Annotated in this window: 12 protein-coding genes and 1 pseudogene; 5 read left to right on the top strand and 8 right to left on the bottom strand. The window is 66.7% G+C overall.

Going from position 1 to position 12,138, the window contains the following annotated elements; all coding sequences use genetic code 11:
* Positions 1-354: pseudogene (locus GEV02_RS32405) on the bottom strand (DUF3108 domain-containing protein); the annotation flags it as partial.
* 116 nt (positions 355-470) lie between these two features.
* On the opposite strand from GEV02_RS32405, the gene GEV02_RS32400 reads away from it, so the two are divergent.
* Entirely contained in the window at positions 471-1,223 is a 753-nt protein-coding gene (locus GEV02_RS32400; protein WP_152841899.1) for a PhaM family polyhydroxyalkanoate granule multifunctional regulatory protein, read from the top strand.
* 22 nt (positions 1,224-1,245) lie between these two features.
* On the opposite strand, the gene GEV02_RS32395 is transcribed toward GEV02_RS32400, so the two are convergent.
* From GEV02_RS32395 to GEV02_RS32375, 5 genes are all read right to left on the bottom strand, one after another.
* Positions 1,246-1,461 (bottom strand): hypothetical protein, encoded by a 216-nt coding sequence (locus GEV02_RS32395; protein ID WP_152841898.1) that lies wholly within the window; start codon positions 1,459-1,461, stop codon positions 1,246-1,248.
* Between the two features lie 134 nt (positions 1,462-1,595).
* Positions 1,596-3,314: a tetratricopeptide repeat-containing response regulator gene (locus GEV02_RS32390; protein WP_152841897.1), complete on the bottom strand. Its 1,719-nt coding sequence runs from the start codon at positions 3,312-3,314 to the stop codon at positions 1,596-1,598.
* Positions 3,311-4,063 carry a sensor histidine kinase gene (locus GEV02_RS32385; RefSeq protein WP_152841896.1) on the bottom strand — a complete coding sequence of 251 codons (753 nt, stop codon included), beginning with the start codon at positions 4,061-4,063 and terminating at the stop codon, positions 3,311-3,313. The genes GEV02_RS32390 and GEV02_RS32385 overlap by 4 nt, the downstream gene beginning before the upstream one ends.
* 104 nt (positions 4,064-4,167) lie before the next feature.
* On the bottom strand, positions 4,168-5,862 hold the full coding sequence (mnmC, locus tag GEV02_RS32380) for an FAD-dependent 5-carboxymethylaminomethyl-2-thiouridine(34) oxidoreductase MnmC (protein ID WP_152841895.1): 1,695 nt from the start codon (positions 5,860-5,862) through the stop codon (positions 4,168-4,170).
* Entirely contained in the window at positions 5,862-6,419 is a 558-nt protein-coding gene (locus tag GEV02_RS32375; RefSeq protein WP_008444628.1) for a DNA-3-methyladenine glycosylase I, read from the bottom strand. The genes mnmC and GEV02_RS32375 overlap by 1 nt, the downstream gene beginning before the upstream one ends.
* Before the next feature lie 82 nt (positions 6,420-6,501).
* On the opposite strand from GEV02_RS32375, the gene GEV02_RS32370 reads away from it, so the two are divergent.
* On the top strand, positions 6,502-6,960 hold the full coding sequence (locus GEV02_RS32370) for an OsmC family protein (protein ID WP_152810155.1): 459 nt from the start codon (positions 6,502-6,504) through the stop codon (positions 6,958-6,960).
* 17 nt (positions 6,961-6,977) lie between these two features.
* Here the strand turns inward: GEV02_RS32370 and GEV02_RS32365 are convergent, their stop codons facing one another.
* Both GEV02_RS32365 and GEV02_RS32360 read right to left on the bottom strand, forming a co-directional pair.
* Positions 6,978-7,598 (bottom strand): hypothetical protein, encoded by a 621-nt coding sequence (locus GEV02_RS32365; protein WP_152841894.1) that lies wholly within the window; start codon positions 7,596-7,598, stop codon positions 6,978-6,980.
* Positions 7,599-7,758: 160 nt separating this feature from the next.
* A complete protein-coding gene (locus GEV02_RS32360; RefSeq protein ID WP_152841893.1) occupies positions 7,759-10,611 on the bottom strand; it encodes a sensor domain-containing diguanylate cyclase in 2,853 nt (950 codons plus the stop codon).
* 310 nt (positions 10,612-10,921) lie between these two features.
* On the opposite strand from GEV02_RS32360, the gene GEV02_RS32355 reads away from it, so the two are divergent.
* The 3 genes from GEV02_RS32355 to GEV02_RS32345 form a co-directional block, all read left to right on the top strand.
* Complete coding sequence (locus GEV02_RS32355; protein ID WP_152841892.1) at positions 10,922-11,302, top strand: COG4315 family predicted lipoprotein; 381 nt, start codon at positions 10,922-10,924, stop codon at positions 11,300-11,302.
* Between the two features lie 8 nt (positions 11,303-11,310).
* A complete protein-coding gene (locus GEV02_RS32350; protein WP_152841891.1) occupies positions 11,311-11,814 on the top strand; it encodes an RNA polymerase sigma factor in 504 nt (167 codons plus the stop codon).
* Positions 11,811-12,138, top strand: a 328-nt coding sequence (locus GEV02_RS32345) for an anti-sigma factor family protein (RefSeq protein ID WP_174999445.1), incomplete at its 3' end; no start/stop codon positions are given. The genes GEV02_RS32350 and GEV02_RS32345, both read left to right, overlap by 4 nt.

The following is a 12,138-nucleotide window of genomic DNA, read 5'->3' as shown; positions in this document are numbered from 1 at the left end:
GGCGTCGGATGTCGATGCGGCTGCGCTGTCGGTCGCGGCGGGCGGCTCTGCCGCTGGCGGCGCCGGTTCGGCCGCAGGCTCCGGCGCCTGCGCAGGCTTGGGCCGGGGCTTGGGCGCTGGTTTCGCGGCTGGCGGCAAGGGCTGTACCTCGGCCGCAGGCGGCGTGTCCACGTGCTTGGGCAGCGCCAGCCGCAACTGGGCAGTCATCAGCGACGGCGGCAGCGGCGACGGCCGGTGCGTCTGCGCCGCGAGCCGGCCGCCCACCCAATCGATCGCCAGGTAATGCAGCGCCAGCGTGGCCGCGCACAATAGCAGCAGGCGGCGGCGTTGGAATAGATGGGTGCTTAAGCTCATGGCGCTAGTTTAACGTGTTCGGCCAGAGTCCGCGCCGGCGGCGCAATGTTGTCAAAATCTTTTGAAGCACGCGCCTTTATCTGCTACGCTGGTCGATATTCCTATAGGAGACTTCCATGGCCCACACGCAAATGCCAAACATACCAGGTGCAGCAGTGATGACGGATACGCTGGATTTCGTCAAAAGCCTGTGGGGCAGCATGAGCGTGCCCGGGCTGACGGCGCCCACGCTGTCGGTGGAAGAGCTGGACAAGAAGATCAACGACCTGAAAGCCGTCGAGACCTGGCTGAACCTCAACATGAGCATGCTGCGCGGTAGCATCCAGGCGCTGGAAGTGCAGCGCGGGACCATCGCCACGCTCAAGTCGGTCGGCGCCAGCCTGGCGGCCGCCGTCAACCAGCCGCACAGCAGCGACCACAAATCCATCTTCGACGCCAACCCGTACGCGTCGGCCTTCTTCCACCACGCGCGCGAGGCGGACAAGGACAAAGCCGCAACGCCGGCACCTGCGCCGGCCCCCGCTCCGGCCGCAGCGGCTGCGGCCAAGCCGGAAGCGGCGGCATCGGCCAAGCCGGCCGCCGATACGGCAGCCGCGCAAATGGCCAATCCGGCGATCTGGTGGAATATGCTGCAGGATCAATTCAAACAGGCCGTGTCGACGGCGATGGCGTCCGAGTCGATGATGGCCAGCGCCGCCGCGCGCGCCAGCGATACGGCGGCCAAGTTCGCGGCAGCCGCCACGCCGCCGGCCGCCAAGGCCAAGCCTGCGTCAGCGCCTGCGCCAGCTGCCACGCCGGCCGCGGCCCCGAAGAAAGCGCCCGCCAAAAAACGCGCCGCTCCCGCCAAGGCCAAGCCGGCCGTCAGCTAGCCTGCACCTGCCATCACGATTGCTACGCCCGCCGCTGAATGCGGATGGCGTCAATCAGGCCGTCGGCCTGACGCTGCACTTTCTCGATATCGATCAAGCCTTCTTCTTCGAGCTGCCTGGCGCTGTCGTGTGCGGACTGAAAACTATCCAGGGTGTCTCCCTTGGCAGCGACCGGACGTATCCACGCCACGCTGCCGACTTTCATTTTTGTATAAACTTCTTTTGCGATATCGCGCATATTTTAGTGCCCTTTATTTGCCCTCAATATTGACAGCGAATCAAGGCGCAGCCTGGGCCGCGCCGAAAATTCAGTGTAATCATTTGCCGTCCCGGAAACAAGGCCGTCACCGGCCCTGCTGTTGCGCTGATCCGTCACTCGCGCGGATCGTGGACGGCGCCGTTGGCCGCCTCGTACTCGGTGGCGGCGGCAGCGGCCACCACGCCCGACATTGGCGCCAGCATCGCCAGCTGCTCCATCAGCTGGGCGAAGCGCTGCTGTCCCGGCGCGATGGCGTCGACATGCATCAGCACCGTGATCGCCTCTTCAGCAAGCTCGCGCACATAGCCGGTCTGCTGCAATTGCGAGATCAGGATCTGCGCTGAATTGAACAGGATGCGCATATTGTGCGGCAGCGCCTTGCGCGCCACCCGCATCCACTCGACCGCCTCGATCAGCTTACCGGTCTTCCACAGCAGCACGCCCTTGTTCATCATGTCCGCCGCTTCCTTGCGCGAGGCCTTGATGAGTTCCATGCCTTCGTCGGTCATGCGCGCCTTGTCGAAGATCTTCTGCACGTCCTCCAGCAGCGGCACGTTGTCGTGGTTGTTGCGGGTGACGTAGCACAGCAGGCCCACCGGCGCTTCCTTGACGCCGACCGCGAACAGCAGCGTCGCCATGTCGAGACAGGTCTCGGTGTCCGGCCGCTGCTTGGTTTCGTCGGCCAGCATCGCCTCCAGCTCGTCGCCGGATTTGCGCGCGCGCCGGTAGTCGCCGGTCTCGTGGTAGACCAGGCCCTCGGTGATCTTGGCGCGCAGCTCGACCTGGTCGCCGCCGAACTGGTGGACCGCCGCGTTCAACAGGCGTATGGCTTCCTTGGTGTCGTTCTTCTGCGCGCACACGCGCGCCAGGCCGAAGAAGGCGTCGACCGTCTTCATCACCGAGTACTCGCCGATCTCTATGCATTTGCGGAAGGCCTTCTCCGCCACGGGGATGTTGCCCAGCTTGAGCGCGGTCTGGCCCAGCGCGCGCTGGCGCGGCACCGAATTGGGCGACAGCTTGGCGGCCTTTTCCAGCACGCCGAAGGCTTCCTCGGTCTTGCCCTGCAACTGGAAGGTCTTGGCCAGCTGGTCGAAGGCGTCGATGTAGAAGCGGTTGTCGGTGATCACCGCCTGGAACATGGTCAGCGCCGCATTGAGTTCGCCGTTGTTCATCAGGATCTTGGCCAGGCCGCAGCGCGCCCAGTTGTAGTCGCGCTCTTCCAGCACATGCTCGTACACCTTGCGCGCCAGTTCCGGTTCGCCGCTCTTGAGCATCAGCGTGGCCTTCATGCGCTGCAGGTCGATCTCGTGCAGCGGGTTGTGGGCGATCTGCTCGTCGCACAGGCGGGCCGCGCGCAGGTAGTCCTTGTCGGCAAAGGCCTGGTCGATTTCGCGGAAGATCTGCTTCTTGTTCCACACGCGGTTCAGGCGCGTCAGCAGCACGCCTTCGGTGATCGGCTTGATGATGTAGGCGTCCGGCTGGTGCTCGGCCGCGCCCATCACCGACTCCACGCTTTTTTCGGCGGAGACCATCAGCCACACGCTGCTGGGCAGCATCAGGTTGCGGATGCGCGCTTCCTCCAGCACCTGCTGGCCGTTCTTGCCGTCGCCGAGGTTGTAATCGCACAGCACCACGTCGTAGCGGGTCTTCGACAGCAGCACCATGGCTTCGCCGCCGCTGGCCGCCTGGTCGATGTGCTTGGCGCCGAGGTTGCGCAGCGATTCGCGCAGCAGCTGGCGGATGCCGACGAAATCGTCGACCAGCAGGTAGTGCTTCTCGGCCCAGTCGACATCGCCGGCCGCCGCGGAGGCGATTGCTTCGACGCCGCTCATGGCAGGCGCAGTATGAAACAGCCGCCGCCCAACACGCCGCCGTTCTCCAGCGCGATGCTGCCGCCGCGCTGGCGGTGCTTGTGCATCTTCGCCACTTCGCTGGAGAAGTAGAGACCGAGGCCGCTGCTGTTGTTGAGGAAGTTGACGCCGCTGCGCCGGCCGTCCATGGCGCTGGCGCCCGCGTCCAGCATGGCCGGCGGGAAGCCGTCGCCGTTGTCTTCGACGCGCAGTTCGAGGTAGTCGCCGTCCACGCGTATCGCCAGCCGCAGTCGGTCGCGCGTGTAGCGGATGGCGTTGTTGATGGCGTGGACCAGCACACCGATGATCAGGTCTTCATCCAGCGTCCAGATGGCGTCCTGCGGGAAGTCGAGATCGAGCGCGATGCCGCGCGAGTGCAGCAACGTGCGCGCCTGCCCCGCCACCTGCTCGACCAATTCGCTGACGCGGCAGGCGGCGGGGTCGAAGGGATAGCCTGGCTTGCCGACGTCCTTGTACAGGGCGAGCAGCTGGATCAGGTTGTCGTTGAGGCGTTTGGTCTGGTACAGCATTTGCGCCAGCGGGGCGTAGTCGGCGTGCCTGGGCTGATCCGGCTGATCCGGCTGATCCGGCGAGGCGGGTGCGGCGGCCAGCAGATTCTCCAGCGTGCCATTGAGGACGCCGATCGAATTCTTCATGTCATGCACGGTCGACGCCAGGAACATGAACAGCTCCGGCGATCCTTGGTGGTGCTGCGCATCTTCTTCATCCATCGTTCGGTTCTCCATGGACGGCGCCTGGCGCGAATGGGATTGTTGTCAGTGGCGCATTATATCCTGTTGAATATGGCAGCGCCAACGGCGGGCGGTGCGACTGTCTACTGGCTGCGACGCCGCTGCTTGAGCAGGAAGCGGCCGGGGTCGAGCGCGTCGACCAGCATCGCTTCCAGCGGCGGCGGGGTGTTTTCCAGCTGGGAGACCAGCAACTCGGCCATCAGCGGCGCCCAGATCAGGCCTCGCGAGGCGTAGCCCAGCAGGCCATGCAGGCCGGGATGGCGCGGCACGTCGCGCAGGCGTTCGAGGCGGCCGGCGGACGGGTAGTCGGGCAGCGCGCCCGCCAGCGGCAGGCGGTCCGGCGCGGCGCAGCGGAAGCCCACGCGGCCCGCCAGCGGCGCGGTGGCGGCCAGCGCGGCGACGTCGTCGCCCGGCACGATCTCGGCGAGGCGGGTCAGGTTTTCCAGCTGGCTGTCGGTGCGCAGTTGCGGATCGTCGTCGTTGTCGTAGGTGGCGCCGGCGCAGACCATGCCTTGGGACGGCGGCGTGACGTAGGCTTCGCGGCAGACCACCAGCGGCAGCACCGGCGGCGATGGCGTATTCCCGGACACCGGCAGGTGCGTGACCTGGCCGCGCAGCCGGGACAGCGGCAGCTCGGCCGCCTGCGCGATGTTGACGGCGCCGGTGCCGTTGGCCAGCACCACCGTCGGCGCTTGCGCGATCACGGCGCCATCGGGGCCGCGCACTTGCCATTCATCGCCCACGCGTTGCAGGTCCAGCGCCTCGGCGGCGAACACGCGCTGCAAACGCTCGCCGCAGGCATCCAGCATGGCCGCGCACAGCGACGCGGGTCGCGCCCACCCGCCTTGCTCGAACAGCCAGCCGCCATGCGGCGTGGGGCCGCCCAGCAGTTCGCTGGCGGCGTCGGCTTCCAGCCAGCGCACGTACTGCTGCGGATAATCCCATGCGGCCACCACGTCCTGCTGCACCTTCGCATGGTCGGCATCGCGCGCCAGTTGCAGCACGCCGCAGCTGGCGCCATCGAACGCCTGTCCAACGCCGCCAAGCCGGCGCCACTCGCGCAGCGCGAAGGTGTAGGCGGCGCGGCTCAGGCGCGTGGGGATGTTGTCGTCCTTGGACAGCAGCGGCATGAAGATGCCGGCCAAATTACCGGACGCTTCCTGCGCCGGCAATGCATGGCGTTCGATCAGCGTCACCTGCCAGCCGTTGGCGCACAGGCGATGGCAGGCCGAGGAACCGGCCAGGCCGGCGCCGATCACAATCGCGCGGCGCACAGGCGCGGGCGGCGCTTCCGGCTGCGGCTTGCGGCTTTGGTAGACCGCGCTGACGTCATGCGTGCCTTCGACGGCCTTGCAGGAGAAACCTGCGGCGGTCAACGCCCACAGCAGCGCTTCGTCCGGCGCATTATCCGACGCATGTACGTGCAGTGTCGCGCCCAGCACCGCCAGCTTGGCAAGGCCACGCGCCAGCGGCGCAGGGAACGAGACGGCGACATGGAATGCGTCGATTCGTGCGGCGATCTGCGGCAGTACCGCATCCAGCGCGCCCACCAGCAGGTCCAGCGTGACGCGGCCGTCGTCGAGCAGGATGCGGTGGAAGCCCGGCACATTCAACGGCCACAGGGCGCGCAGCTGCGCATCGGCGACCATGTCGGCCGACGGCACCTGCGGCGTCACTGCAAGGTAATGCAGACCGCCTTGCGGCGGCAGCGCGCGCCACGCATCCATGAACCGTTCGCCGTGGCCGAAGTCCGTGTCGATTACCACCTGCCGCGTCATCACTTGCGCGCCCGGCAGAAGCAATCCGGCGCGTGGTCGTTGACCATGCCGATGCCTTGCATGTAAGCGTAGATGATGGTCGAGCCGACAAACTTGAAGCCCAGCTTGGCCAGGTCCTTGGAGATACGGTCCGACAGTTCCGTCTTGGCCGGACGCGGCCCCTTGCCCGCGACCAGCGGCTTGCCGCCGACGTAAGCCCACAGCCATTGATCCAGCGTGCTGCCGCTGGCGCGCAGGCGCAGGTAGGCTTGCGCGTTGGTGATCGCGGCCGCCACCTTCAGGCGGTTGCGCACGATGCCGGCGTCGGCCAGAAGCGACGCCACCTTGTCCGCATCATAGGCGGCGATCTTCTCCGCATCCCATTGGTCAAAGGCGGCGCGATAGTTCTCGCGCTTGTTGAGGATCGTCTCCCAGCTCAGGCCTGCCTGCGCGCCTTCCAGGTTCAGCATCTCGAACAGACGGCGCTCGTCGTGGCAAGGCACGCCCCATTCCTTGTCGTGATATTCAAGGTACAGGGGATTGGCCGGATTGGCCCAGCTGCAGCGCGTCTTGGTCATGGCTCGGAGGGATGAGGGAGAAGCCGGTAGTATAGCAAGCAGCGGGGTATCATATAGGCCCCTCTCATCGACGGAGCATCGCATGCAATTCGAAGCAAAGATTGAATGGACGCGCAACGGGCAGGATTTTCTGGGACAGCGCTACAGCCGCGCCCACGCATGGAGTTTCGACGGCGGCGCCACCGTGCCGGCTTCTTCGTCGCCGCTGTCGGTGCCGTTGCCGATGTCGGACGCCGCCGCCGTCGATCCTGAAGAAGCGCTGGTGGCCGCTGCATCCAGCTGCCATATGCTGTTCTTCCTGTCGATCGCCGCCAAACGCGGTCACACGGTCGACAGTTATCGGGATCACGCCGTCGGTGAATTGGGCAAGAACGCTGCGGGGAAAATGGCGATGACGCGCATCGCGCTGCGGCCGGTGATCGCGTTCGCCGGCACCGCGCCGCCGGGCGCCGAGGAATTGGAAGCCATCCACCACGAAGCCCACGACAAGTGCTACATCGCCAATACGCTCAATTGCGATGTGGTGGTTGAGGCCCCGTAGCCGGAATCATTGCTGAACTAGTAGGCGACGTCTTCCAGCCGGTAGCGGAATTTTCTGCGTTCAGGTAAATCCCAACCGGGTTCAAAGTCGGTGTTGCACAGAGGTGCGCCAGCGCGCTGCGGAGCCGGCGGCGCGGGCAACACCGGCGCTGCTGCCGCGGGCAACGGCGGGACGGCGGCAGGGACCGGCATGGCCGTGGCAGCAGGCGCCTTCGAGGCAGCGATTAGTTCCTCGCGCAGCCGGCACGCAATCTTGAACGTCTTGTCGCCAGGGCGGCGGATGAATAAATCCTGCCATGCATTGCGCGTCGAGCGCGCGAACGATTGCGCGAACTGGTTCGGCGAGACGGCGCGGCCATTGTGGATGATCTGGTCGCCTTCAACGCGTGCGTAGTTGTTTTCGCCGTAGCTCCACGATTTCAGGATCGTTCCTTCGGGCAGGAACAGCGTTTTCCATTGATAGCCATGCAGGCCCTCGGGGTCCGCGCCCGGCGCGAATCTGGCTGGGTCTTCCAGCCAGCATTCGATGGCCTTCGTCATGGCTTCCGAAATGTCTTGCGAGCCGCCACGATGACGCAATTTTTCGATCAGCTTGAGCAGGGTGTCGGTGGGCAGCTGCACGGTCATTGTGGTATTCATCCTGTTTCCTCCCCTATTTTCTTCTACTTTCCCCAATTTAGACCGGGAGAAAAAAAGATAGTTCAATCGATGGAAAAATAGGGGAAAGCAGGGGTGAAAATCGGGCTTTTACCACAAGGAGCGGGATGCCCTACCCCATGTACATACTCCCCCGAAGGCCTCAGGTTTCCAGATCGCTGGACAGGCCGACGCGGCGGCGCTCGCCGCCCAGCACCAGCGGCCCGGTCAGATTGCTGACCAGGCGCACTTCGCCATCCGCCACCGCCTGATCCAGATGCTGCATCAGGCGCGGGAAGATGCCGTCCGGGCGCGTGGCCGCCGTGCTGTACAAGGCCGCCCACGCATTGCGGCCGGAGCGCTTGGCGATGTACAGGCCCTGGTCGGCCAGTTCCACCACCTGCGACCATGACAGCAAACGCGGTTGCTCCGGCAGGAAGGGGAAACAGGCAAAGCCGATCGAACAGGTCTTCGACAGCAGCACGCCGTCCGGCAGTTCGAAATCGCGGTCGGCCACGGCGCGGCGCATGCGCTCGGCCACCACCCGCGCCTCGTCGCGATGCGTGGCGCGCGCCAGCACCAGGAATTCCTCGCCACCCCAGCGGATCACATAATCCGATTCGCGGAATACTTCGCGCAGGCGCTCCTGCATCTGCACCAGGATCGAATCGCCGGCCGCGTGGCCGTAACGGTCGTTGACTTCCTTGAAGTGATCCAGATCGACCATGAAGAACACCAGGTCGTTGGGCGCCAACATATCGCACTCGGTCAGCTGGCGGTGCTGGCCGGCGTCGTAGCCGCGCAGGCTCATGGCGACATCGGCGTCGACGTTCTGCAGGAAGAAGCGGCGGTTGCGCAGGCCGGTCAGCTGGTCGGTCAGGCTGACTTCTTCCAGCGCCTTGTAGGCGCGTTCCAGTTCCAGATTCTTTTCCAGCAGCTGCTCCTGCGTGGCGCTCAGCGTCTTCAGCGTCGCCGCCACCTGGCGGTAGGCGCTGGCGTTATCGAGCGCGATGGCGCCATAAGCACACAGCGTGCGGAAGATCAGCCGTTCGCGCTCGCCGTACGCGCTCGCCAGCAGCGACTGCACCGTCATCACGCCCAGCACGCGCTCGCCCACGCGCAGCGGCGCAAACAGCAGGCTCAAAGTCGGCAAGGTGCCGGGGATCAGGTTGGGCGTGACATCGGCCTCGCCCAGTTCGATCATGATCTCGCGCCGCTCGCGCATGCAGCGCGCCGAATTGGCGTTCGGGTCCGACAGCGGCACGCGCACCGCAGGCAGCGGGCTGCCCGCCTCCACGCCGAAGGCGCAGGTCAGCCATTCCTCGTTCGGCTCCAGCAGGAACACCGAGAAGTGCGTGGCGTCGAGCAGGCCGTGCACGTGGCGGTCCAGCGCGCGGAACACCGCCGCCGCATCCAGATGGGCGGTGATCTCCTGGCCGATGGCGCTCAGGTGTTCCAGCGTGGCGCTGGTCTGTTGCAGCACCTCGGCGCGCTGCGCTTCGGCGGCGGCCAGCTGGCGGTGATGCTCGCCCTCGGTCTGCGCGCGCTCGGTCTGATACTGCACCTGCATCGCGATGGCGCGGTTGGTGGCTTGCTGGCTGTGCGTCTGGTCGCGCGCGGCGCTGGCCTGCAGCGAGATCGCATACGCGCGCGCGTGGTCGCCGATGGCCGCGTACTCGCGCGCGGTGGCGTCGAGCAGCGCGCCGGGCACGGTGTAGCCTTCGATGGTGGCGGCGGTCTTCAGCGCCAGCTGCAGGTAGTGCAGCACCGGATTGGCGGCCTGCATCTCGGCCGGCGGCGGCAAGCGGTGACGGGCGTGGATATCGGCCAGCACATTGAGCGCGGCGATGCAGCTCGACGCGTCGGCATGTTCGCGCGCCAGCGCCAGCGCGCCCTGCGCCGCCGCCAGCGCATCCTCGGGCCGCGCCAGGTGCGACAGCGCGTGCGCCTGGCCGCGCCGCGCGCTGCTCTGGAAATCGGTCTGGCCCAGCGCGTCGCCACGCGAGGCCAGGCGGGTGAAGCTGTCCAGCGCCGCCGCGTGGTTGCCCAGGTCCAGCGCCAGGTCGCCCTGATATTCCAGCGCCACCGCGTAGGCGCGCGAGCCGGACAGCGGCGCCAATGTATTCAATGCTTCGCGCAGCAGCGTTTGCGCCGCTTCGCGCTGGCCCAGCTGGCGCAGGGTTTCCGCCGTCTGCATCAGGCACATGCCGATGCTCAGCGGCCAGCCGGTCGGGCGCGCGAGGTCGAGGCCGCGCTGCATCCAGTCCAGCGCCGCTTCGTGCGCGTTCAGGCTGGTGAAGCCGTTGCCGATGTTGGTGGCGACGATGATGGCGCGCCGTATCTGCCCCGTGGCCAGCGCGGTTTCGTAGCTGAGCATCAGATGGCCGATGGCGCGGCCGTAGTCGCTGCGCTGGAAGGCGCAGGTGCCGAAGAAGTCGCTGATCCAGCCGGCCGCGATCGGCGCCACGCCGCTCAGGTCGGCGCCGAAGCGGCTGCTCCAGCGCTGCTGCGCGACTTTCCAGTCGCTGAAGGTGTCGCAGATGCCGGAAGCGGCGTCGATCACGTCGATGCGCACCGGGTCGCCGCCGGCGCGGGCGGCCAGCGCGGCCTGCGCCAGCCAGTGGTCGCCGGTGCTGCTGGCGCCGCGGTCGTTGGCGATCCAGGCCAGCACCCAGCAGGCGTCGGCGTGCACCAGGCTGGCCTCGGCCGGCAGATCGGCCGCCAGTTCCAGCTGTTGCAAGGCCAGCCCGGCCTGGTATTCGGCATGATCGAGCTCACCGTTGAGCCATTGCGCTTCGGCGGCGATCAGCAGCAGGCGGGCGCGCTGCACGGCGGCCTCGGATGGCGGCAGCTGGTCCAGCAGCGCGGCGATGTCGGCGCACAGGGTTTGCGCACGCAGCGGCTCGCGCTGGCGCAGATGCCAGGCAAGCGCCGTCAGCAGCGGCAGGCGCGACCAGCCTTGCGCTTCAGACAACTCCGCCTGCCAGCGCACCAGCTCTTCATCGAGCGCAAACATGTTCACCAAATAACTTCCCTTTTTACCGTGTGCTACCCGCTCCCGGTCGAAGCGGCAGGCGCCATTGCCTTAGCGCATGTATGCGCTGATTCAGCATTATTCCACAGTTTAGAGGGTACTCCGCCAGCCCTGGCTAAGTCCCTGAAATCAAAGCGTTTTTAGTTCCACGTGGAAATTTATTTAACTCAAAGAAACACGCGGGCGCACCGCCGCAGGCGTAAGATATTGAAAATATTTGCCGGACGGCGGAATAATCCGGCCCTGCCTTGCGTATACCCAGTGTATCCCCCACCCGTAAAGGAGCAACGCCATGAACACTGCAACCCGCCTGACTTTCTGCCTGATTTCCAGCCTGAGCGCCGCCCTGCTGCCGGCCGGCGCCGCCCGTGCCGACGAGGTCATGAAAAAAGACGGCATCCTCGTCAATGCCGCCGGCATGACCGTCTACACCTTCGACAAGGACACCGCCGGCAGCGGCGCCAGCGCCTGCAACGGCCCGTGCAGCGACAACTGGCCGGCCGTCGCGCCATCGGCCAGCGTGACCGCGCCATACTCGGTAATCACCCGCGAGGACGGCGCCAGGCAGCTGGCCTACCAGGGCAAGCCGCTCTATCTGTTCAAGAAGGACACTAAGCCGGGCGATCGCAACGGCGACAACTTCAAGGACATCTGGCACGTGGTCAAGAACTAAGCGCCTGCATGCACGACGCGCACGAGCGCCTGGTCGCCTGCATCCCGCGCCTGCGCCGCTACGCGCGGGCGCTGCTGGGCGGCCGCGCCGACGCCGACGACCTGGTGCAGGACACCGTCGAACGCGGCTGGGACAGGCTGTCGAGCTGGCGGCCCGGCAGCGACATGCGCGCCTGGCTGTTCGGCATCATGCACAATCTGCACGTGGACCAGCTGCGCCGTCCGGCGCTGGCCACCGAGCCGCTCGACGATGCGCTGCCGCTGGCCGGCGCCGACACCAGCGCCAGCGGCCTGGCCCTGCGCGACCTCGACCGCGCGCTGCAACAGTTGCCGCCGGAGCAGCGCGCAGTGCTGCTGCTGGTGGCGCTGGAAGACATGCGTTACGAGGACGTGGCGGCCGCCCTCGATATTCCGCTGGGCACGGTGATGTCGCGCCTGTCCCGCGCCAGGGAAAGGCTGCGCCAGATCATGCTGGGCCAGCCGGTGCCCGCCCCGCTGAAGGTGGTCAAATGAATCCCCCCGTTACCGAAGCCGAACTGCAAGCCTGGGTCGACGGCCGCCTGCCGCCCGCACGGCGCGACGCGGTCGACGCCCATCTGGCGCAGCACCCGGCCGACATGGCGCGGCTGCAGGCCTACCGCAGCCAGAACGCGGCGCTGCACGCGCTGTTCGATCCGCTGCTGGCCCAGCCCGTGCCGCCCGCCATCGCCGCCTCCGTGTCCGCCTCCGCCTCCGCGTCAGCGACCGCACCGTCATCGGCACCGGCGGCGGGCCGGCATCGGCCTGCTGCCTGGCCGCCCATGCTGCGCGCGGCCGCCATGCTGGCGCTGACGCTGG

The organism is Rugamonas aquatica, from assembly GCF_009380215.1.
GTDB classification, from domain to species: domain Bacteria; phylum Pseudomonadota; class Gammaproteobacteria; order Burkholderiales; family Burkholderiaceae_D; genus Rugamonas; species Rugamonas aquatica_B.
Note: the sequence above shows the minus strand (reverse complement) of the source record. Positions and strands in the feature narration are given on the sequence as shown.